The organism is Mesorhizobium sp. LMG17149 (assembly GCF_024518695.1).
Classification (GTDB): Bacteria; Pseudomonadota; Alphaproteobacteria; order Rhizobiales; family Rhizobiaceae; genus Mesorhizobium.
The window spans coordinates 109250-131947 of sequence record NZ_JANIFL010000016.1; the positions used below are offsets into that span (position 1 = coordinate 109250).

Annotated in this window: 19 protein-coding genes; 7 read left to right on the forward strand and 12 right to left on the reverse strand. The window is 61.2% G+C overall.

The genetic code is table 11. From position 1 onward, the window contains the following. Positions 1-97: 97 nt before the first annotated feature. On the reverse strand, positions 98-568 hold the full coding sequence (locus NP945_RS29990) for a hypothetical protein (RefSeq protein ID WP_127331940.1): 471 nt from the start codon (positions 566-568) through the stop codon (positions 98-100). Positions 569-1127: 559 nt separating this feature from the next. Here NP945_RS29990 and NP945_RS29995 point away from each other — a divergent pair. Together NP945_RS29995 and NP945_RS30000 are read left to right on the forward strand one after the other, a co-directional pair. After that, a complete protein-coding gene (locus NP945_RS29995) occupies positions 1128-3131 on the forward strand; it encodes a PhoX family phosphatase (RefSeq protein ID WP_256748336.1) in 2004 nt (667 codons plus the stop codon). 139 nt (positions 3132-3270) lie between these two features. Further along, on the forward strand, positions 3271-3495 hold the full coding sequence (locus NP945_RS30000; RefSeq protein WP_013528677.1) for a hypothetical protein: 225 nt from the start codon (positions 3271-3273) through the stop codon (positions 3493-3495). On the opposite strand, the gene NP945_RS30005 is transcribed toward NP945_RS30000, so the two are convergent. Next, positions 3487-4677 (reverse strand): NAD(P)/FAD-dependent oxidoreductase, encoded by a 1191-nt coding sequence (locus NP945_RS30005; protein WP_256748337.1) that lies wholly within the window; start codon positions 4675-4677, stop codon positions 3487-3489. The genes NP945_RS30000 and NP945_RS30005 overlap by 9 nt on opposite strands. Before the next feature lie 351 nt (positions 4678-5028). Between NP945_RS30005 and NP945_RS30010 the strand changes: the two genes are divergently transcribed. Beyond that, positions 5029-6066, forward strand: coding sequence for a phosphatidylglycerol lysyltransferase domain-containing protein (locus NP945_RS30010; protein WP_128307101.1), 1038 nt, complete (start codon positions 5029-5031; stop codon positions 6064-6066). 192 nt (positions 6067-6258) lie between these two features. Here the strand turns inward: NP945_RS30010 and NP945_RS30015 are convergent, their stop codons facing one another. Next, positions 6259-7020 (reverse strand): ABC transporter permease, encoded by a 762-nt coding sequence (locus NP945_RS30015; protein WP_127268577.1) that lies wholly within the window; start codon positions 7018-7020, stop codon positions 6259-6261. Then, a complete protein-coding gene (locus NP945_RS30020; protein ID WP_127268578.1) occupies positions 7017-7943 on the reverse strand; it encodes an ABC transporter ATP-binding protein in 927 nt (308 codons plus the stop codon). The genes NP945_RS30015 and NP945_RS30020 overlap by 4 nt, the downstream gene beginning before the upstream one ends. Positions 7944-8203: 260 nt before the next feature. On the opposite strand from NP945_RS30020, the gene NP945_RS30025 reads away from it, so the two are divergent. Both NP945_RS30025 and NP945_RS30030 read left to right on the forward strand, forming a co-directional pair. After that, the gene (locus tag NP945_RS30025) at positions 8204-9565 is read left to right on the forward strand and encodes a cytochrome ubiquinol oxidase subunit I (protein ID WP_256748338.1); all 1362 of its coding nucleotides are present in this window, start codon (positions 8204-8206) and stop codon (positions 9563-9565) included. A gap of 295 nt (positions 9566-9860) precedes the next feature. Beyond that, a complete protein-coding gene (locus tag NP945_RS30030; protein ID WP_127383098.1) occupies positions 9861-10865 on the forward strand; it encodes a cytochrome d ubiquinol oxidase subunit II in 1005 nt (334 codons plus the stop codon). A gap of 184 nt (positions 10866-11049) precedes the next feature. On the opposite strand, the gene msrA is transcribed toward NP945_RS30030, so the two are convergent. The 4 genes from msrA to NP945_RS30050 form a co-directional block, all read right to left on the reverse strand. Then, positions 11050-11781 (reverse strand): peptide-methionine (S)-S-oxide reductase MsrA, encoded by a 732-nt coding sequence (msrA, locus tag NP945_RS30035; RefSeq protein WP_128362703.1) that lies wholly within the window; start codon positions 11779-11781, stop codon positions 11050-11052. Between the two features lie 318 nt (positions 11782-12099). Next, positions 12100-12378, reverse strand: a complete 279-nt coding sequence (locus NP945_RS30040; protein WP_127269733.1) for a hypothetical protein — start codon at positions 12376-12378, stop codon at positions 12100-12102. Positions 12379-12479: 101 nt separating this feature from the next. Beyond that, positions 12480-13172: a thioredoxin family protein gene (locus NP945_RS30045; RefSeq protein ID WP_256748339.1), complete on the reverse strand. Its 693-nt coding sequence runs from the start codon at positions 13170-13172 to the stop codon at positions 12480-12482. Between the two features lie 147 nt (positions 13173-13319). Beyond that, positions 13320-14372, reverse strand: coding sequence for a TadE/TadG family type IV pilus assembly protein (locus NP945_RS30050; protein ID WP_256748340.1), 1053 nt, complete (start codon positions 14370-14372; stop codon positions 13320-13322). A 259-nt stretch (positions 14373-14631) separates the two neighbouring features. Here NP945_RS30050 and lepA point away from each other — a divergent pair, with 259 nt between their 5' ends. Further along, the gene (lepA, locus tag NP945_RS30055; protein ID WP_127268672.1) at positions 14632-16437 is read left to right on the forward strand and encodes a translation elongation factor 4; all 1806 of its coding nucleotides are present in this window, start codon (positions 14632-14634) and stop codon (positions 16435-16437) included. Positions 16438-16455: 18 nt separating this feature from the next. Here lepA and NP945_RS30060 read toward each other — a convergent pair whose 3' ends face one another. Together NP945_RS30060 and NP945_RS30065 are read right to left on the reverse strand one after the other, a co-directional pair. Beyond that, positions 16456-17115, reverse strand: a complete 660-nt coding sequence (locus tag NP945_RS30060) for a DUF2290 domain-containing protein (protein ID WP_256748341.1) — start codon at positions 17113-17115, stop codon at positions 16456-16458. Further along, positions 17116-19278 carry a DEAD/DEAH box helicase gene (locus tag NP945_RS30065; protein WP_256748342.1) on the reverse strand — a complete coding sequence of 721 codons (2163 nt, stop codon included), beginning with the start codon at positions 19276-19278 and terminating at the stop codon, positions 17116-17118. It abuts the gene before it with no gap. 309 nt (positions 19279-19587) lie between these two features. On the opposite strand from NP945_RS30065, the gene NP945_RS30070 reads away from it, so the two are divergent. Next, complete coding sequence (locus tag NP945_RS30070; protein ID WP_256748343.1) at positions 19588-19809, forward strand: hypothetical protein; 222 nt, start codon at positions 19588-19590, stop codon at positions 19807-19809. A 219-nt stretch (positions 19810-20028) separates the two neighbouring features. Here NP945_RS30070 and NP945_RS30075 read toward each other — a convergent pair whose 3' ends face one another. Beyond that, entirely contained in the window at positions 20029-20217 is a 189-nt protein-coding gene (locus NP945_RS30075; protein ID WP_256748344.1) for a hypothetical protein, read from the reverse strand. Between the two features lie 461 nt (positions 20218-20678). Continuing rightward, positions 20679-22319, reverse strand: a complete 1641-nt coding sequence (locus NP945_RS30080) for an ABC transporter substrate-binding protein (RefSeq protein ID WP_256748345.1) — start codon at positions 22317-22319, stop codon at positions 20679-20681. Positions 22320-22698 lie beyond the last annotated feature (379 nt).

Below are 22698 nucleotides of genomic sequence, written 5' to 3' on the forward strand. Positions count from 1 at the left end.
GCCTCGGGACCGGGGCGGCACCGCCAAAAACGAGGTCACCTCCGCCGGGGGGCGGCGGAGGTGACGTGCAAAGCTGACCGTTGCCTGTTGGCCAGCTTCACAAGGCCTTGAGACGATCGGCATCGGCCGGCGTGGCCTGGCGGTCGATGATCGTGCGACCGAGCGCGTCCTTCATGCTGAAACGTCCGTTCTCGAGCTTTTCCGTTATGCCGTCGGGATGCCGGACCGTGATCTTGTTGCCGGTCACGTCGACCTTGTCACCGGTCTTTGCATTGACATGGCTTCCGCTCTTACCCTGATTGGATCCCGATTTGCCGCTGTTGCCGTTATTGCCGCTGTTGCCATTCCCGCTATTCCCGCCGCTGTTCCCTCCATTGCCGCCGCCGGAATTGCCGCCGTTGCCGCCGCCACCACCGCTGTTGCCGCCACCCTTGGCGTATGCGCCGGCGGTGTGGATGCCGGGAACGGAGCCGTCCAGGACAATTTGGTAGGGAGCAATCGTCAACGCCAGCGCCGCTGCCGATTTGAGCGCCAGCCGGCAACAACGGGTCGTGACCGATCTGTGCATTTTGATCTCCGACGACTGAGCCGGGCGCGCCCCACCCCAACGTTGCAGTGCAACAACATTGCCGAAAGACGCGGCGCCCGGAAGCGACCTCCGACCGTTGCGGTTGTCAACTAGGACCTTTGAAAGCGCAAGATTGGACTAAAGTCCCAAGCGTATGCTACATTAGCTTCGCATGAACGGCGCCGCGACCGCCATCGCTAAATGGGAGACTCGCTTTCCCTACGCTGACGACGGCAGACGCCGAACATCAAGTCACCTCCGCCGGGGGCGGCGGAGGTGACTTTGTCGAGCCGGCTTTGTCCGTTGATCCGTTTGCAAGACTGACGTCATGCGCCGTTGCAGGATGCGCGGCGAAACATGCCGCCGAAGGTCTCCTTCATCTCGAAAAGACGATTCCGGAGCAGTTCACGGCCTTCGGGAAGGCTGAGCCAGCGCTGCGCGTACTGCCTGTCGCGTCTGAAAGGTCTCCCGATGTCACGAAAATGTGACCCGGCGATTATAAGGGGGGTCAAACAGGTACCCCACGCTCCAGCCACCCAACAGCCAGAGGCAAGCCACCATGACTGACCTTCGCTCCCCCGACACCCGATTCCGCACCAGCCTGCTCGAGGAAAACGACGGCCCGGCCATCAACGCCTCCGACAACCGCACCATGGGCGAGATCATCGCCGCGCGGTTCTCGCGCCGCGGCTTCCTCAAGGGCTCGCTGGCCGTCTCGGCCATCGCCGCCACCGTCAGCCCGCTGGCGCTGATCAGCGCCGACGAGGCCCGGGCAGCGGAAGGCTCGGTCTTCGCGTTCGACGAACTCGAGGCCGGCATCGACGACAAGCACCATGTCGCGCCGGGGTACGATGCCGATGTCCTGCTGCGCTGGGGCGATCCGCTTTTTGCCGATTCGCCCGACTTCGACCCGACGAAACAGTCGGCCGAGGCCCAGGCGAAACAGTTCGGCTACAACAATGACTATGTCGGCTACATTCCGATCGACGGCTCGGCCGAACATGGCCTGCTGGTGGTCAACCACGAATACACCAATCCGCATCTGATGTTCCCGGGCATCGTGAAGATCGTCGAAAAGGACGGCAAGAAGTCGGCCGAAGTCGCACCCCTCTCGAAGGAGCAGGTCGATGTCGAGATGGCCGCCCATGGCGGCACCATCGTCGAGATCCGCAAGGACGGTGGCAAATGGCAGGTGGTGCGCGACGGCAAGCTCAATCGCCGCATCACCGCCAACACCGAAATGGCGCTGTCCGGCCCCGTCGCCGGCCATGACCGCGTCAAGACCAAAGCCGATCCGTCCGGCACCAAGGTTTTCGGCACCGTCAACAATTGCGCCGGCGGCGTCACGCCCTGGGGCACCTATGTGATGGCCGAGGAGAACATCCATGGCTATTTTTCCGGCGAGCTGCCGGAAGACCACAAGGAAGCCGCGAACTACAAGCGTCTCGGCATTCCCGAAGGCGCCTATGAATGGGCGGCGCATTACGAGCGTTTCGACCTCGCCAAGGAACCCAACGAAGCCAACCGCTTCGGCTGGATCGTCGAGGTCGATGTCAACGACCCGACCTCGACGCCGAGGAAGCGCACCGCCATGGGCCGCTTCAAGCATGAGGGCGCCGAATCGATCGTCGCCAAGGACGGCCGCGTCGTCTTCTATCTCGGTGACGACGAGCGCTTCGACTATGTCTACAAGTTCGTGACCAGGGCCGCGTTCAATCCGAACGACCGTGCCGCCAACAAGGACCTGCTCGACGATGGCACGCTGCATGTCGCCAGGTTCGCCGAAGACGGCACGGTCGAATGGCTGCCGATCGTGTTCGGCCAGGGGCCGCTGACGGCTGAAAACGGTTTCACTGGCCAGGCCGACGTGCTGATCGAGACGCGCCGCGCCGCCGACCTGCTCGGCGCCACCAAGATGGACCGCCCGGAAGACATTCAGCCCAATGGCGTCAACGGCAAGGTCTATGTCATGCTGACCAACAATTCGAAGCGCAAGGCCGACCAGGTCGACGCCGCCAACCCGCGCGCCGAAAACGCCTTCGGCCACATCATCGAGATCGCCGAGGACGGCGGTGATTTCACGGCCGCCAAGGGCAAGTGGGAAGTGCTGCTGAAATGCGGCGATCCCTCGGTTGCCGATGTCGGTGCCACCTTCTCGACGGCAACGACGGCCAATGGCTGGTTCGGCATGCCCGACAATTGCGCGGTCGATTCGGCCGGGCGTCTCTGGGTCGCGACCGACGGCCAGGGTCCGAAAGCCACCGGCCGCACCGATGGCTTATGGGCGGTGGACACGGAGGGGGCCGCGCGGGCGACCTCGAAACTGTTCTTCCGCGTGCCGATCGGCGCCGAAATGTGCGGTCCGCTGTTTGCGCCCGACGACCAGACCGCCTTCGTCGCCGTCCAGCATCCGGGCGACGGCGGAGAGGACTGGGAAGCGTTCGGGCGCCCGTCCTACTATGAGGACCTGTCGACGCGCTGGCCCGACTTCAAGCCCGACATGCCGGTGCGGCCGTCGGTCGTCGCCATCACCAAACAGGGCGGCGGCAAGATCGCGGTCTGATATCAGGTACTCGTTTGCAATCTCAAGGGAGGGACTTCGGCGACCCGAAGTCCCTCCCTTTTTTGCGTGAAATCCGTCAAGCCTCGGGAAAGATTGGCAATTTAAACATGGCGCTCTAGGTCTTTATCAGGAGATCGCCATGTCGAAGTCCGTCTATGACCGTGGCTTGCTCAAGCCAGCCGATATCGCCAAGCTGCAGCGCGTGTTCGACGAGGCCTGCCGGCGGCGCGAGGCACATCCCGATTCCGCCGACGCGCGGGAAATCGCGCTTAACCTGCTCGCCTTGCACAATGCCGGCATGGTGGAAGAGGACATGCTGATGGAAGCCGTCGGTTTCCGGCGGCTGGAACCGAAATCAGCGTGATGCGCTGGATTGGTGCGAGGCCGACCTTGCAATTCGTTTGGCGATCGCCTTGGCCAGGATGCCGGCATTGGCGAAGCAGCCGCGAATGCTTGGCCGCATGCCGGTGAACCACAGACCGGGCAATTTTGGATCGGCTTCGCCACCGTTGAAGAGCGGAACGCCCTTGGCGTCGAGCACGCCGAGCTTGCCGACCATGGGCTCCAGCCCCGTGCGGTAGCCTGTCGCGGCAATGACGATGTCGGGATGGATCAGGCTGCCATTGGCCAGGATCACGCCATCGCGGGTGAATTCCCGTATGCCCGGCACGACGGTGATCTTGCCGGCCTTGATGGCGCCGACGGCGCCGTCGTCGGCGGCGATCGCGGTGTAATCCGAGCTCAGGCGGCTGGCGCCGCCCGCAGGCGCGGGCGGCAGACCGAATTTGGTCAGGTCGCCGAAAACCAGCCGCTGCGTTGCCGCCATCACCGCATCGGCGAGCCGCAACGGCAAGCGCGCCATGATCGGCGAAAGCCGGTGCACGGCGATCTTGCAGATGCGCTTGGGCAGCAGGGCGGGACCGTTGCGGGCCGACAGCCAGATGGCGGCCGTGTCTATGCCGGCCAGATGATTGAGCGCATCGAAGCCCGAATTGCCGGCGCCGACGACCAGCACTTTTTGGCCCGCATAGGCTTGCGCGTCACCAAAATCCGCCGAATGGATGATGCGCCCGACGAAATCCTTCATGCCTTTCCATTCGGGCGTGAACGGCTGCCTGTCGCGGCCGGTAGCGATGACGACATTGCGGGCCAAGCGCGGTCCGGCGCTGGTGCGCAATGCCCAGTGATCGCCCTTGAAGGTGATCTCTTCGACCGCGACGCCAAACTGCACCGGCAGCCGGTTCTCCTTCTGGAAATCGTTCATGTGGCGGATGACGACCATTCTTTGCGGAAAGGCGGGCGTGCCAGGAGGAAAGGCGAGACCAGGCAGCGAAGAAAGATCGCGATGGGTGTTGAGATGCAATTGCTGGTGGCGCCGGTGCCAGGGCTCGGCCAGCCGGCTTTCCTTTTCCAGGATCGCCGTAGGCACGCCGGCGTTCATCAAGGCATGCGCGGCGGCCAGCCCGGCAGCACCGGCGCCGACAACGATTGCCGGCTCGACCGTGGCCGGCAGATCCGCAACCGATCTGATCGTCGTATCAGTCATTCACTCGAATCCCATTGGACGTCCCGCCGCAAGGCTCGCAGGACGCTGTAACCGTTTGATCGCGCGCAGGATCCCTGCAGCAAACCGCGGCCGAATTTCGAGCGACGCGATTTAGAGCCACACGCCGGGCCGCGGTTGCGCTCTATATGGCATATGCGCGATATCAACGGTAATCAGGTCGCGGCAATGTGATTGATTCGAGGCCTTGGGTGGCTGGCGGGTCTCGGTTATCCCCCACGCGCATGCCCGAAATCGAGTCCGATTTTCGAGTCATGCGCAGAATCAAAGTGTTACAGCACCTTGGCGCGTCCTGGACGGCCGGCGCTGTAGGCGGCACGCGGAATCTCGACCATGCCCTCCTTGCGGTTCTATTTCGACAAGATCCTTGAGGCCGCCGCGCCCGAGGTCGAGCGTCAGGCGCTGACCCATGTCGAACGCCTGGCACTGGTGCGCCGCTATGGCGACTTCTCGCTCGCCTATTCGACCGCCGTGCAAGGCAAGCTTTCCTATTTCGGCGATGCCGATGGCTACATCGCCTTCGGTACCAAGATGAAGCACCATTTCGCGCTCGGCGACCCGGTGGCGGCTCCGGCGCGTCGGGCCGATTACATCAAGCGCTTCGTCGAGACCGCCGGCAGCCCTTGGTTCGTGCAGGTCGGCGAGGACACCGCACGCGTGCTGGCCGGGCTTGGCTACAAGGTCAATCGCCTCGGCATCGACACCCGCCTCGCCCTGCCCGAGCATGATTTTTCCGGGAAGCGCAACGAGACCGTGCGCTACTCCGAACGCTGGCTGCTGAAGAAAGGCTTTTCGTTCGAAGAGGACAAGCGCACGATCTACCTCGACGAGATCGCCCGGCTTTCGGAAAACTGGCGCGGCGACCGCATCGTCAAGCGCTGGGAGATGGGTTTTCTCAACCGCCATTTCGCCGACCATCTCGGCACCGACATGCGCCGTTTCGTCCTGCACGGTCCCGATGGCGAACTGGTCGCTTTGCTCGACTTCGACCCGTTGTTTGCCGACGGCAAGGTCATCGGCTACACCACCGCCTTCAAGCGCAAGCATCTCGACGCCTCACCGCATGCCGAGATCGGCCTGACCAAATTCGCCGTCGACCGTTTTCGCGAAGAGGGCATCTCGGTGGTCACGCTCGGCCTGTCGCCGCTCGTCGATGTGGGCCCGAGCGGATTTGCCGAAAGCGATTTCTGGCGCAATGCCTTCCAGCGCGCCTATTCTTCGCCCTGGGTCAATCGCCGCAGGTTCAACCTGCAGGGCCAGGCGGCGTTCAAGCGCCGCTTCCACGGCGTCGAGGAGCCGGTCTACATCGCCTTCCGCCAGGGAACGTATGTCGAGATGCTGGGGCTGCTGCGGCTGATCAAGGCGATCTAGGTCTGGCGATATTCAGGTGAGGCCGGCCTGCAAATGGCGGCTTCCTGCGCTTCCCTAGTTCTACTGCCACGCAGTAGAACTGAGCTCACGTACAAAAAGTACGCTCCGCTCCGGTTCTCGGAATCCACCATTTTCGACTCGGCCTGACCTGAATCTCAACAGACCTAGCGGCGCTCAGGGCGCTTTCGCCGCTCAGTTCCTGAGCCGGTAGCCGGTCCTGAATATCCAGGCGACGATCGCTATGCAGATCAGCAGAAAGACGATCGTCATGCCGAGGCTGATACCGACCGAGACATCGGATTTGCCGTAGAAGCTCCAGCGGAAGCCGCTGATCAGATAGACGACCGGATTGAACAGCGTCACCGTGCGCCAGATCTCGGGCAGCATGTTGATCGAATAGAAGCTGCCGCCGAGGAAGGTCAGCGGCGTGATGATCAACAGCGGCACCAGCTGCAGCTGCTCGAAACTCTTCGCCCAGATGCCGATGATGAAGCCGAACAGGCTGAAGGTCACCGCCGTCAGCACCAGGAAGGCGAGCATCCAGAACGGATGCAGGATGGTCAGCGGCACGAACAGCGAGGCGGTGGCCAGGATGATCAGACCGAGAAGGATCGACTTGGTCGCGGCGCCGCCGACATAGGCGATGACGATCTCCAGATAGGAGACCGGCGCCGACAGAAGCTCGTAGATCGAGCCGACGAATTTCGGGAAGTAGATGGCAAAGGAGGCGTTGGAGATCGACTGCGTCAACAGCGACAGCATGATCAGACCCGGCACGATGAAGGCGCCGTAACTGATGCCGTCGATCTCGGTGATGCGCGAGCCGATGGCCGAGCCGAAGACGACGAAATACAGCGATGTCGAGATGACCGGCGAGACGATGCTCTGCAGCACGGTGCGGAAAGCACGCGCCATTTCCATCCGATAGATCGCCCATACGGCGCGAAGGTTCATGGCTCCCTCCTCACCAGATTGACGAAGATCTCCTCGAGCGAAGAGTTTTGCGTGTCGATATCGCGGAACTGGATGCCGCCGGCCTCGAGATCGCGCATCAACGAGGCGACGCCGGGCCTCTCGGCCTGATTGTCATAAGTGTAGGTCAGCTGCCCGCCATCGGGCGACAACTCCAACGCATAGCGCGAGAGCGCCTCGGGAATGGCCGTCAGCGGATTGCGCAGTTCCAGCACCAGCCGCTTGCGGCCGAGCTTGCGCATCAGTTCGGCCTTGTTCTCGACCAGGATGATCTCGCCGCGATTGATGACGCCGACGCGGTCGGCCATCGCCTCGGCTTCCTCGATATAATGCGTGGTGAGGATGATGGTGACGCCGTCCTCGCGCAGCCGGCGCACCATCGCCCACATGTCCTGGCGCAGCTCGACGTCGACGCCGGCGGTCGGCTCGTCGAGGAACAGGATGCGCGGCTCATGCGACAGCGCCTTGGCGATCATCAGCCGGCGCTTCATGCCGCCCGACAGGGTGATCGCCTTGGCGTCCTTCTTGTCCCACAGCGACAGGTCGCGCAGCACCTTCTCGACAAAGCCGGGGTTGGCCGGCTTGCCGAACAGGCCACGGCTGTAATTGACCGTCGCCCAGACGCTCTCGAAGGCGTCGATTGTCAGTTCCTGCGGCACCAGCCCGATCAGACCGCGCGCGGCGCGATAATCCTTGTTGATGTCGTGGCCGTCGACGGTGACGGTGCCCGACGAACGGTTGACGATGCCGCAGACGATCGAGATCAGCGTCGTCTTGCCGGCGCCATTGGGTCCAAGCAGCGCGAATATCTCGCCGCGCTGAATGTCGAGATTGACTTCCTTGAGCGCGGTGAAACCGGTGGCGTAGGTCTTGGAGACCCCGGAAATGGACAGGATGGAAGGCATGGATGAAAACGGCTGCTTGAAAGAGGTCCCCTGATATAGGCCGAATGTCGGTGCTTGCAACCGCAAGTCAATGCCCTGCTGACAGTTCTCGACAATCGTGCCGGCCGGCCGTTGCAGGTGCGGCGCACAGGCCCGGAGTTGCACGGCACGCAACCGGCAAAATTGTCCTGTGGCGTTCAGCCTCGCGGCAGGACGCCGCTTTGACCTGAACTCGCTTCGGGCCTATCCTTCGCGAGTATTAGCAGCAGCCGGAGCCCATCATGGACCCGCTCATACTTTCGCGTATCCAGTTCGGCGCGAATATTTCATTCCATATTCTATTTCCGACGATCACCATTGCGCTGGGTTGGGTGCTGCTGTTCTTCAAGCTGCGTTACAACGCGACCAACGATTCCGCCTGGATGCGCGCCTATTTCACCTGGGTGAAGGTGTTCGCGCTGTCCTTTGCCATGGGCGTGGTTTCGGGCGTCACCATGAGCTTCCAGTTCGGCACCAACTGGCCGGGCTACATGGAAAAGGTCGGAAACATCGCCGGGCCGCTGCTGGCCTACGAAATCCTCACCGCCTTCTTCCTCGAAGCGGCCTTTCTCGGCATCATGCTGTTCGGCTTCCGCCGCGTCTCCAACCGCATCCACACGCTGGCGACGGTGCTGGTCGCCGGCGGCACCACCGTCTCGGCATTCTGGATCATCGCGCTCAATTCCTGGATGCAGACGCCGGCCGGATTCGAGATGCGCGACGGCGTGGCGCATGCGGTCGACTGGTGGGCAATCATCTTCAACCCGTCGATGCCCTACAGGCTGACCCATATGCTGCTGGCGTCGGGGCTGACGGTGTCGTTCCTGATATCAGGCCTGTCGGCGCTGCGCTATCTCACCGGCGACCGCTCGGAATCGATGTGGAAGGCGCTGCGCACCGGCGTCTTCACCGCGGCGATCCTGATCCCGATCCAGATCTTCGCCGGCGACCAGCATGGGCTGAACACGCTGGAGCATCAGCCGCAGAAGATCGCCGCCATGGAGGCCAACTGGAACACCGGCCCCAACGTGCCGCTGGTGCTCTTCGCGCTGCCCGACGAGGCGGCGAAGGAAAACAAATTCGAGATCGCCATTCCCGATGGAGCCAGCCTGGTGCTGCGGCACTCGACCAGCGGCGTGGTGCCGGGACTGAACGACTATCCCGGCAATCATCCGCCGGTCTTTCCGGTGTTCTGGGGTTTCCGCATCATGGTCGGCACGGGCATGTTGATGCTGCTCGTCTCATGGTCGGCGGCCTTCTTCCTCAAGCGCCGGCTCAGCCTGCCGAAGCCGCTGGCGCTGCTGATGGTGCCGATGGCGCTGTCGGGCTGGCTGGCGACGCTGGCCGGCTGGTACACCACCGAAATCGGCCGCCAGCCCTGGCTGGTGACGGGCGTGCTGAAAACCGCCGACGCGGTCGGTCCGGTGGCCGGCAGTCATGTCGCGCTGACGCTCGCCATATACCTCGTTCTCTATGTGCTGTTGCTGATCGCCTATCTCGGCGTGCTGGTGCACCTGGCGCTGAAGGCGGCGAAGGACGGCGACAACTCGCCGTTGCCCGGCGTGCTCAACGCGCCGATGTCGCAGCCGGCTGCGGGGGAGTGATTTGATATGGCACTCCAGCCGGGCGCCGGCGCGGCCCCTCACCTGCCTGTCGGCATCCTCTCCCCGTATAGGGACGGGGAGAGGGGCGCTCGCATCGACGGTTTCGCCAATCACCAGCGTTGCAAGAAAAGCGCCGAGATTGCGGCCAGCCCCCTTCTCCCCGTCCCTATACGGGGAGAAGTGCCCGGCAGGGTGATGAGGGGCGGCGCCGACTTCGGCAATCGATCTGAAGCCTCGATAGAGCCCCATCCGATCACATCGCGATTAGCCGGCTCCGGTGAGTGAGGAGAAAAAGATGAGCTTCGACTGGCCAACCGCGCTTCCCCTCATCTTCGCCGGCCTGATGGGCCTCGCCATCCTGATCTACGTCATTCTCGACGGTTTCGATCTCGGCATCGGCATTCTGTTTGCCGCCGCTGAAGACGCCGAACAGGATACGATGATTGCCGCGATCGGCCCGTTCTGGGACGCCAACGAGACCTGGCTGGTGCTGGCCGTCGGCCTGCTGCTGGTCGCCTTCCCGCTGGCGCATGGCGTCATCCTGACGGCGCTCTACATTCCGGTCTTCGTGCTTTTGCTCGGGCTGATCCTGCGCGGCGTCGCCTTCGATTTCCGCGCCAAGGTGCCAGCTGGCCGCAAGCATCGCTGGAACCGTATTTTCTTCCTGGGTTCGCTCATCGCCTCGCTGGCGCAGGGCTATATGCTGGGCGTCTATGTGCTCGGGCTCGATGTCGGCCTCGGCGGCACGGCGTTCGGCGTGCTGGTGGCGTTCTGCCTTGCCGCCGCCTACGCGGCGATGGGCGCCGCCTGGGTGATCTACAAGACCGAAGGCGAATTGCAGAAGAAAGCGGTGCGCTGGCTGCGCACCGCGCTGGTGCTGACCGCGCTCGGCATGGCGGCGGTGTCGCTGGCGACGCCCTTCGCCAGCCCGCGCATCTTCGACAAATGGTTCGTCTGGCCGGAAATGCTTTATCTGTCGCCGCTGCCGATCCTGTCGGCGCTTTTGTTCCTTTGGCTGTGGCGGCAGACCTTCCATCTGCCGAAGCCCGACGACCGCCATTCGCTGATGCCGTTCCTGACGCTGGCCGCCATCTTCGCGCTCGGCTTTGCCGGTCTCGCCTGGTCGTTCTACCCGTTCGTGGTACCCGATCGCCTGACCATCTGGCAAGCGGCTTCCGCGCCGGAGAGCCTGGCCATCATCCTCGCCGGCACCGTGGTCGTGCTGCCGGTCATCATCTTCTATTCGTTCTATGCCTACCGGGTGTTCGGCGGCAAGGCGACGGATCTGACGTATGATTGAAGGGGATGGCGGGAGCTAATCTCCCCCCTCGAGGGGGAGATGTCGCCGAAGGCGACAGAGGGGGTCGCCACACGTAGAGCGCTAACCTCATTCTGTCGCAAGAGGCCGAGACCGGTCGAGCCGACCCCCTCTGGCCGCTTCGCGGCCATCTCCCCCTCAAGGAGGGAGATTAACAGCGCTCAGCTCAATTGCTCGCCGACAGCACCAGCACCGGCTTGTCGCTGTAGAGCGCCGGGAACAGCGCCTTCAAATTCGCCACCTTGGGCAGGTCGTTGTAGACGATGTAGGGATAGGTCGGGTTCAGCGTCAGGAAATCCTGATGATAATTCTCGGCCGGATAGAAGGTCTTGCCGGTTTCCAGCGTGGTGACGATCGGCTCCGGGAACACCTTGGCCTGGTCGAGCTGGGCGATGTAGCTTTGCGCGATCTTCTTCTGTGCATCGTTTTCGGCGAAGATCGTCGAGCGGTATTGCGTGCCGGAGTCCGGACCCTGGAAATTCAGCTGGGTCGGGTTGTGGGCGACCGAGAAATAGACCTGCAGCAGCTGGCCATAGGTGATTTTTGATGGATCGTAGGTGATCTCGACGGATTCGGCATGCCCGGTGCGGCCTGAGCCGACCGTCTCGTAGACGGCGGTGTCCTTGTCGCCGCCGGAGTAGCCGGAGACAGCCCTGGTGACCCCCTTGACGTGCTGGAAGACACCCTGCACGCCCCAGAAGCAGCCGCCGGCGAAGATTGCCTTTTCAGTGCCGGCGGCCGCCTTCTCGTCGATTGCCGGCGGCGGGATCTTCACCGCGTCCTCGGCCGAAACCGCCGGCGTCAGCCAGAAGGCGGCGCCAGCGGCGGCAAGTGCAAGCGCGGCGAGGGCGCCTTTGACAAAGCCGAGCGAACGGTTTGAAATCTTGATGTTGGTCATGGTTGCACTCCTCGTGGCTTCCATAGGGATCAGTCTATTGCATCAAATAGTGCGGCGCGACGCACATTCGCGTGCGCCGAATGCGGAATCTTACCGTCAGCGCTGCCCCTCACTGTCCTGCCGGACATCTCTCCCCGTAGAACGGGGAGAGAGCAGCTGGCCGCGACGCTGGCGTTTCTACCTGCAACACCGATGATTGGCGAAACCGTCGATGAGCGCCCCTCTCCCCGTCACTATACGGGGAGAGGATGCCGGTAGGCAGGTGAGGGGCAGCGCCAAGGGCCGCCCTTGTGAATGAACGGCTGAGACGCGGCAGAACTAGTTGGCCGGAGCCATCGCATCCGTTGCCGGTTTCATCGCATCCGTCGCCGGCTTCATGGCGTCGGCGGCCGGCTTCATGGAATTGGTTTCCATCGGATCGGCCGGCTTCATTGCATCGTTTGCAGGCTTCATCGCATCCGCGGCCGGTTTCATGGCATTTGCAGCCGGCTTCATCGCGTTGGTCGCGTCGTCGGCGCGGGCGATGCCGCCGGCAAACAGCGCCGTCGAGCACAGAGCGAGAGCGAGCGCCGGCAGCGTCAGGCGGGAAATGGTCATGATGATCTCCTTGGGTTGGTCGTGAAGGCGCGCCCTCTTGGCGGCCGTGCTATGCGGCGCCGCTCCATGCGGCGTTGCGCAATCTCTTGTTGAAGCGTGATCTAGTTTGTCGCGGCGGCCAGGATCGGTCCGCCACCGGGCGACTGCACGAGCACGGCCGTGCTCAGGCCGCCGGATGCGGCGGGCAGCGGATACGTCGCGGCCGCGCCGGTCCAGCTGCCGAGGTTTTCGAGCGCATGCACGACATTGGCGTGCGGCAAGGTGCGGCCGGTATTTTCGCCGCGCGCCACCGGCACCTCGACGACCCCCTTGGCATAGTGCACCAGCCAGACATCGGCGTGGCCGCCAGGTGCGGCGCCGGCGCCGATGCTGATCTTGCCGCCATCGAGCGATAATGCCGGGCCGCTCGTCCGGCCGCTCACCGAGATCAGCTTTTCGATCTCGCCGGGTGCGGCGCCGACGACATCGGCATGGCCGTTGACCACCACTTGCGGCGTGAACGGCCCGTCATGACCGAGCGCCGGCTCGTAACTGACTTGGCGCCGGGTGAATTCCTGTTTTCCGAAAATGTCCTTCCAGCCGAGATAGTCCCAGTAGGTGACGTTGAACGACAGCGCCAGCACGCCGGGCTGGTCCTTGACCCTGATCAGATTGGCGTTGGCCGGCGGGCAGGACGAGCAGCCCTGGCTGGTGAACAGCTCGACCACGCTGAGCGGCTGGGCGGCGGCCGCACCGAGCGACGCCGCCAGCGCAAGCGCCGAGAGGCTGGACACTGTGACGAACTTGCGGGACATCGGCTTGCTCCGTGGGCGGCGGCGCCTGGATGCACCGCTGATATCCCCACTTCGCCGCTGTCGGCGCCTTCGTTACAGCGCTCACAGGTTTGTGATCGCTAGCGTTCTTCCTTCTCCCACAAGGGAAGAAGGCAAGAAGAGCAGCTTCTACTGCGTCAGCCTCGTGTTGTTGGGCCGCTTGTTGAAGTCGCACTTGCCGGTGACGTTGTAGAAGAAGTCGGCGTTGCTGACGGGCGCCGGGACCTTGTTGCCGCCGTCTTCCCAGGCCTGGTAGGCTGTCGAGCCACAAGGAACGAGGCCAAAGATATCAACGATCTGGCCGGTCGCCATTTCGGCCGGGGGGATGTCCTTGCTTGTCGAGCTATAGAGCCGGTTGGACGTGGCCGGATCGTTCGAATAGAGGTTTTGCGGATTGCCAGATGGGACGTTCATCTGCAGATATAGGCCAGCCATCTGGCTGACGTCGATTGAGGCACCGGCGGTGTTGCCGGCAGCCATCGTGTCGACACAGTAATATTTCGTGCCAAACTGGTCTGTGTTGAGCGTCACCCCGTCAGGCGCCTTTTTGCCGACCTTGCAAACCTGCGTCTGGGCCACCGTGGCGACGCCCAGATTGTCGATCTTGCTGACGGTGGTGGTGCCGTACCCTTTGGGATCCGTGCCGCCGCCGTATTTGTAATCGATCGTCATCAGAGGCTTGCCCTCTTTCGCACCGAACGCCGTGCCGTAGAGCGTCATTGTCTTGTTCCAGTAACCCGACACCCCGCTGACCTTGAAGGTCGCCTCCACCAGAGCTGGCGCCTTGTTCACTGCCGACGTGACGCCGATCGCCACCGTAGGGATCCTGGCCATCTGCATGAACACGGTCTTCATGGCGAAACTCGCGGTGGCCTGCGCGGTGGCGGTGCCGTTGGCGCTGACGTCGAAGCTGTTCAGCGTCGCAGTGCCCTGTCCGCCGTTTTCTTTGTAGGTATCCTGCAGCACCAACTGACGCTGCGGTTTCGTCGAGGCCGTGTCCATCGTGGTGATCGACAGGATCGCGGCGTCGAGTGCCGCCTGCTCGGTCGACCTGGTCTGGACCGCGGAGGTGTAGTCGACGGAAAAGCCGACCGCGGTGATCAGCGGTATCATGGCGAGAACAAGTATCGGTGCGAACGAGCCGCTCCGCGACTCGATAAAACTGCCTGCAAGCCCCCGCATGCCTTCGTCCTTACATCAGATATTTCCCTCCGCTAACATGCCGATCACAAATTATGCTCTAACGCGTGTGGTTAAAATTTATCGATTTTTCGAGGAATCCGGAGGAAAAGGCGACAAGCGCCCGCACCGCTTGCCCCGGCAGCCGCCTGCTCTGCTTTCCCGGCAGCGGCCGTACGGCTTGCCGGGCAGCGGGCCGCGCTACATGTGCGGCGGCAGCCTGCCGCTTGCTCGGGCAAGCCACCCCTGCTAAACGCGCGCCATGAGCACGCCCCTCGACCACATCCGCAATTTCTCCATCGTCGCGCATATCGACCATGGCAAATCCACGCTTGCCGACCGGCTGATCCAGCTGACCGGCGGACTGGAGCTGCGCGACATGAAGGAGCAGGTGCTGGACTCGATGGACATCGAGCGCGAGCGCGGCATCACCATCAAGGCGCAGACGGTGCGGCTGAAGTACCGCGCCAACAATGGCGAGGACTATATCCTCAACCTGATCGACACGCCCGGACACGTCGACTTCGCCTATGAAGTGTCGCGTTCGCTGGCCGCCTGCGAAGGTTCGCTGCTGGTGGTCGATGCCTCCCAGGGCGTCGAGGCGCAGACGCTGGCCAATGTCTACCAGGCGATCGACAACAACCACGAGATCGTCGTGGTGCTGAACAAGGTCGACCTGCCGGCCGCCGAGCCCGAGCGCATCCGCGAGCAGGTCGAGGAGGTGATCGGCATCGACGCTTCCAACGCCGTGCTGATCTCGGCCAAGACCGGGCTGGGCATTCCCGACGTGCTGGAAGCCATCGTCCACCAATTGCCGCCGCCGCGCGAAGGCGACGCGGCCGCGCCCTTGAAGGCGATGCTGGTCGACAGCTGGTACGACGCCTATCTCGGCGTCATCGTGCTGGTGCGCGTCATCGACGGCGTGCTGAAAAAAGGCCAGACCATCCGCATGATGGGCACCGGCGCCAAGCATCTGGTCGAGCGCACCGGCGTGTTCACGCCGGCCCGCATCAATGTCGACGAGCTCGGCCCCGGCGAATTCGGCTTCTTCACCGGCTCGATCAAGGAAGTGGCCGACACCCGCGTCGGCGACACCATCACCGAGGACAAGCGCACCACGGCCAAGGCGCTGCCCGGCTTCAAGCCGGCGCAGCCGGTGGTGTTCTGCGGCCTGTTCCCGGTCGACGCCGCCGATTTCGAGGATCTGCGCGCCGCCGTCGGCAAATTGCGCCTCAACGACGCCAGCTTCTCCTTTGAAATGGAAACAAGTGCCGCGCTCGGCTTCGGCTATCGCTGCGGCTTCCTTGGCCTGCTGCACCTCGAAATCATCCAGGAGCGGCTGGAGCGCGAGTTCAACCTCGACCTGATCGCCACCGCACCGAGCGTCGTCTACCGGCTGGCGCTGACCGACGGCTCGATGAAGGAGCTGCACAACCCGGCCGACATGCCCGACGTGGTGAAAATCTCGGCCATCGAAGAACCGTGGATCCGCGCCACCATTTTGACGCCCGACGATTATCTCGGCGGTATTCTAAAGCTCTGCCAGGACCGGCGCGGCATCCAGGCCGACCTGTCCTATGTCGGCAAGCGCGCCATGCTGATCTACGATTTGCCGCTCAACGAAGTCGTCTTCGATTTCTACGACCGGTTGAAGTCGATCTCCAAGGGCTACGCCTCCTTCGACTACCACCTCACCGACTACAAGGAGGGCGACCTCGTCAAGATGTCGATCCTGGTCAATGAGGAGCCGGTGGACGCGCTTTCCATGCTGGTGCACCGCACGGCGGCGGAAAAGCGCGGCAGGCAGATGTGCGAGAAGCTAAAGGAACTGATCCCGAACCATCTGTTCAAGATCCCGATCCAGGCCGCGATCGGCGGCAAGGTCATCGCGCGGGAAACCATCTCAGCGCTGCGCAAGGACGTGACCGCCAAATGCTATGGCGGCGACGTCTCGCGCAAACGCAAGCTGCTGGACAAGCAGAAAGAGGGCAAGAAGCGGATGCGCCAGTTCGGCAAGGTGGATATCCCGCAGGAGGCGTTTATCCAGGCCTTGAAGATGGGCGATTGAGGGTAACCAAGGATACCCTCATGGTACGCCAACGTGCATCATCGCCACCTCATTCTTAGTAATGGTGGGTTGAAATCGTTGACTGAACCCCTTGATCTGGCTTTCGCACTTGCGAAAGCCCGTATTGTAGAATGATCTAAGTATAAATTGAATAAAGAGGAAAGGGGATAGCGGCGACGCGACAGGTATCCGGCAGTTCGTGTATTGCCCGATAGTAAGGTGTGACATTGGATGAATTTTGTCAACGCCCGCCGCCCTATCGAAGTCAAATCTAATAGGAGCGGGATAAATGCTGCGGGAAATGACGTCGGCATATAATTCATCGGTGTCGTAAATTTCAGCATTATTTTGAAATTCATCAAGATTCGGAGATGGCAAAAAGGCTAACCGATGCTTAACCAGCACTGAATCTTTGTAGAGATATTGAAGTTGTATAATTGCTCCATCAATCATGATTATGTTGTAAACATCATTCGTAACCAGCTCTTTATATAGGTCTGAATAAGCAATGTCCTTGAGAATAATCGACATATCCTGATATTTATCTGTTGTAATTTCGATTTTCCCTCCAGAGTGATTCCGCCTGATCGGAAAATTCTGTCTGCTCGACAGACCGGCCTCGATCAGGTCGCCGGTCAACGACTCTATCTGCCGTTTTACTAGTTCAGGTGATGGCATTTATTTTTTCGTCTTGCTAAGAAGCTGCCTGAGCGCCTCAACCTGTTCAAGCGGTAGGTCCTCTATCATAACGCTCCCGTTGTTGATGTCATCAACCAGGCTCTTTATATTGTTTGTAACGTCTCGGACGTTCTTCTTCTCTGACTCACTGAGGTCGCGATTGATTATGTTAATATACTTCCGTGTAGGCCCATCAGGCACAACAAAATCCAAACTGAATTGCTGATCGGCAACACGTTGGAATTCATGTGCTAATTGGAGCATTTGATCGCCCACCCCTAGCACCCGAACCCATGCCTTGCTCCTCGTTATTGCTGTAAAAAGTTGGTTCCGGACACGAGCTAGGCTCCCAAACGACCAGTAGCAATCCTGGGCGTTAATAATGTAAACCATCCCAGCTTCATTTCCCTTGGCTCTAAATATACCTGTAAAGGCTACCGACTCATTGTTGGCGTCAAAGAATACGTCGGGTGACGTGTCCACGCCAGAAAGATGAGTGTTTATATTTTTTTCAAAAAGAATTCGCCTTGACCGCCCAACGGCACTCTTAGTCGACATGGGATCTGGATTTATAACTATGATGTCATCATAGGAAAGCTCATCGACCTTAAGGTTTTTTTCGATTTCATTGGCGATCCAGATCGCTTGATCCTCGGGAGAATTGAAGATTACGAATTGTATTAGGTCTTGAATCGGTGAATGCTCCTCCAAGAAGTATGGGCTAGATTGGTTCGTGCGCGCGAGCCTAACGCGGTTGTTGTCGACAAGCGCTCCCTCAAGCACCCTGTACCCCACGTCTTCCCAAAGATGGTTGTTTTCGAACATCTGAATGAGACCAGTACCCGTTTTCGGGTCTGGAGTACGGTAGATGCCAAATCCTAGCGCGTGCGCGGTTGCCAGCACCGGTCTGGAATTTCGGTAGCACTTCTCTAGGATAATATCTTGCTGCGGCTGGCCTGGTTCTGGGTCTTTAAAAGCGACAAGTGGTTTCCCCTTTTTGTCCACGCCAAAAATTTGCTCGGGCGGAGGTAAGGAGCGGTCAGTGAGGGACTGTAATTCATCGTACGCGTAGACAAGTCTTTTGATATCGCCGAGCATATTGTAACACATTTGTAGAAACGAGACTTCAAAGTCCTGTGCTTCGTCGACCAATATTGCATCAAAGATTTTCACATTTTCTTTAGCGCCAGCAAGAGCGTTTTTGCAAACTCCGTCGAACTCGTGGCCTTGGCCGTATAGTCGTCTCGCATTTTGAAAGTCGACAAACGCGACGGAATGAGCTTGGCAAAAGGAGTAGTAAATGCCGTTTTTCTCTCTCCCGCCAGGTGCGCCCCACGCATTGATGATGGAAAGATTGTCCCAATTTGGCTCGTCGCCGGACTGCTCGATAACAAACGTGTTTATTAGGCGGCGAAACTGCTCTTTGAGCGACCTGGTATTAAAAGTTACCGCGATTTTCCAATCCGGATGTTGAGAATGTAAATAGGCAGCTTTCAGCGCAAGAATGATGGTTTTGCCCGATCCGGCGAGCCCACGAATCCGTTGAACGCCCTCTACCGTTTCAATGACCGCACGACCTTGAATCACATCGAGAGTTGCAATTGAGTCCTCAAGAAGTTTTAATTTCGCTCCGCGTGAATCCGGTTTGGCCAAAGACCTGTTTCGCTTTCCGCGCCGGATCGTCGAGATGGATTGAATAACCGAGATGACGGAACTGTACGTGCTGGAACTAGCCCATTGATATCCATTTAGAGCACTTAAGACGTCCGCAAAAGTGATGTCATTTGCGACGTTGTGGCTTACCAGGTTTTGATTGGTCGTATTAATGATCGGCGCATAAGTAATTACCGAAGGCACCGCCAGAAGCGTTCGTCCAAGCATCAAGGGTTTGTGCGAGCGCAGCTTGGTTTCTAGCCGATTGGCGCTCTCGTCCTGCCGACCTACATAGTCACCAAGGTCTTTTCCTTCAACCAAATCAAAGATCACGACGCCTCTGGTAGGGCTTATAAGTAAAGCATCGATAGAAAACGCGCCTTCTGGGGTTGCAATAACGGGGTATCCGATAAAGAGGTCCCCGTCGTCTTGAACATGCCCCTCAAATAGCGCCGCTAAACGCTGGCTGGAGGCCGGCTTCTTAGTGGTTCCCCAGATTATATTTACCATGCTATTCCAACTATTTCTGCGATTTAAATTGGCAACGCCGCCGCTCTTCCCGTAACAAACTAGCGCAGCTGGCGTGGAAGGTCTATGTCCCGCCTCACGGTCGACCGCTGGCACCCAACGACATGTCTAGAAAATTCCCCTTCTTTCAGCTTCAGTCGCCGCAAATGTACGTGACCGTTGAATCCTCAACGGCATCTCCGAAGGCTTTTCCGGGGCTTGGTCTGGGGCGGCCGGCGAGACGTTGCTGATGGCCGGCAATGCGGCGGGGCTGGAGGCCAGCGTGCCCTCCTATGTCGGCGGCATCACGCTTTGGGCGGCCGCGCTGGTCATGGTCAGCGTGCCGAAGCCTTCGCCCTGTGGATGCGGCTCACCGCGCTCGTGGCGGCCGTGCTGTTTGTCGTCTCGGCCTGCATGATCATCTGGGGCACGCCCCTGCTGCCGACCTCGGCGCCGCTGCCCGCCGCCGGTTATCCGTTCCTGGTTCTGACTTTTGTCGGCTGGATCTGGACGCTTCTCAGGCCCGCGCGGTGAGCTGGTCAGGACGCGCGCGTTGACAGGCGCTGTCGCCGGACCGCGCCTTTTCGATGACGCAACGGAACGGGTTCATACAGTCCGCCCCAACCCTGAGTTGGTTGATCGCGCGGACTCCGAGCGGTAGAAAACTCGGGCGGCGGACCTTAATCAGTTCGCCAGTGGCCGGCGCGGGCTCAGGCAACTGCCTCACCGGCATTCGCGCCGGCCATTTCGGCTTCATCTGCGAATGATCCAGGCGACGAGGCCTGAGTCGACATGCGCCTTGTCGGTGAGTTCGCGCACCAGGGCCTTGGCGTGTTCCGTCCATTGCGCCTCGGGGATGAGGCGTTCGGCAATGGATGTCTTGAAGGCCCTTCGCAACGCATGGAAAGTAGGCGCGAGCACCAGGCCCGTGGAATCTTCCATTGCATTGCTCCCAACGGGGGCGGGAGCACGCTGACACTCTCAAGCACCGGCGCCCATACAGTGGCCAGCGACAACGCAACCATGCGCCCTGTGGCGGCGACGGTCCACCGCCTGGCACCGCACGTTTTGCGCCGTACATGAAATATAGGGCCTGGCGATGCGAGGGGGCGGGAGATGTCGACGTCTCACGCGCTTTGGGGCAATCCCTTCTCCTACTGTGGAGAAGGTAAAGTCAACGTCAGTGCTGCCCCTCATCTGGCTGCCGCCATCTTCTCCCCGTAAACGGGGCGAAGGACGCTGTCATCGCCGCTTTCGCCAATCCCCAGCGTTGCAAGAAAGGCGCCGGCGTTGCGGCCAGCGTCTTTCTCCCCGTCACTATGCGGGGAGAAATGCCCGGCAGGGCAATGAGGGGCGGCGCTGACCTCGGCTTGAAGTCCCTTCAACGCGTCACGGGCGACGCTTCAAGACTCAATCCAAACCTTCTCAAAGTGCTGCTCCAGCGCCTGGTGCTGTTCGCAGCCTTCGACGCCTTTGCGATACGTCCGGTAGACCGAGCGCCAGTAGGGTTGGATGATGATGCCTGAGTCGCGCAAATTCTGCTCGATCTTGCCCATGATCTCCTTGCGCGCCTTGGCGTCCGGTGTCGCCAGCGCCTTGTCGAGCAGCGTGTCGAATTCGGGGTTGGCGTAGGCGCTTTCGTTCCAGGCGGCGCCGGATTTATACGCCAGCGCCAGCACCTGGACGCCGAGCGGGCGGCCCAGCCATTCGGTGCAGGAGAAGGGGTATTTGCTCCAGTCGTTCCAGAAGGTGGCTGCGGGCAGCACGGTGCGCTTGATCTTCAGGCCGGCCTCGCGCATCTGCGCGCCGATGGCGTCGCCGGTGCTCTTTTGCCATTCGACATCGACGGAGATGAGCTCGAATTCATGGTCGGCCTTGCCGGCCTCGGCAAGCAGCTTCTTCGACTGCTCGACGTCGCGCCTGGCCGGGCCGATATCGGCATATTCGGGGTGCATGGGGCCGACATGGTGGTTGTCGGCGGGCTTGCCGCGGCCGCCGAGGCCGAGCGCCAGCACGGCGGAATTGTCGACGGCGAGCTGCGCGGCGCGGCGCACCTTGACGTCGTCATAGGGCGCGTTGCCGACATTGAAACGGGCGACGATGGTGGAGCCGGTGGCGATCTCGGAATTCATCAGCCCCATCTGCTCGGTCTGCGAGACGGCGTCGGAAGCGGTTTCGTGGTCGGTGTCGATCTCGCCGGATTCGAAGGCCGACAGCATGGCATTGGGGTCGGAGCCGTAGTCGACCCATTTGATGCCGTCGAGATGGAATTCGCCCTTCCACCAGGGCTTATCCCTGCGCTTCACCTCGGCACCGGTCTCGGCATCCCAGCTGACCAGTTCGCAGGGGCCGGTGGTGATGGCCAGCGCCTTCAGCGGGTCGCCGTCGCCCTCATAGGAGCGGTGCATGATCAGTGCCGGGTAGTCGGCCATGCCGGCGATCAGCGAAATGTCGGGTTTCGGCAGGTTGAGCTTGATGGTGAAGTCGTCGACCTTGGCGATGCCGCCATCGACGACCTTCTTGGTGTCGGCATTGACCAGCGCGCCCATGCGCGCGGCGACCGAATTGCCCGGCACCGAGGCATCGCACCAGCGGGTGAGGTTGTGGATGACATCATCGGCGTTGAAGGCATCGCCGTTCGACCAGGAGATGCCCTTGCGCACATGCAGGGTCAGCGTCCTGGCGTCGTCGCTCGCCTCCCAGCTTTCGAGCAGCCAGGGCTCGAAGGAGAAGTCGGTGTTCCAGCGCACCAGATATTCGTTGCAGTGGCGGGCGACATTGGACATTTCGACGCCGTCGAAGGTGCGCGGGTCCTTGAAGCCCTTGACGTTCATGGCGACGCGCAGGACGCCGCCCTTCTTCGGTTCCGCCGCGCGGGCAGGGGTGGTGCTCAGCCCGCCCAGTGCCAGCGCGCCGGCGGCACTGACACCGAGGCCGGCCATCAGCGCCAGATATTCGCGGCGGTTGATGCCGCCGGTCCTGAAATCATCGGCGACGGGTTTGGCTTGCGGGTGGAGTTTGCGGTCGGTCAGCATGAATTTCATCGTCGTTCCCCTGTTGTTGATGCATGCCGCCCAAAAGTGCCCAGCGGTTTTGGGACAACGGCATGCACAGAAAAATCGCCCCGGCCGATCGACAGACGCGGGGGCGGACGCGACCGCCGGGGCGCCGTTGCCTGAGCGGGAATGATAGAGCGGGGTGACGCTAGGGAGTGTTCGGGAATCCGCAGTGATTGTGCGGGGTTCCGCAGGGGGAGTCGGCAGTGCGCTTATGCTTTGCAGCCGCGCTGCGAGGAGATGCGCCAACGGCGCGGTGTCCAGCCGATAGATGGGTAACAGTTTGAACCGGATAGATAGGTAACAGTTTTCCCCCTTATGATGGGTTCGCGGCAGCGCCAAACGGTTGGGTTGGCGCGGCGCTGCG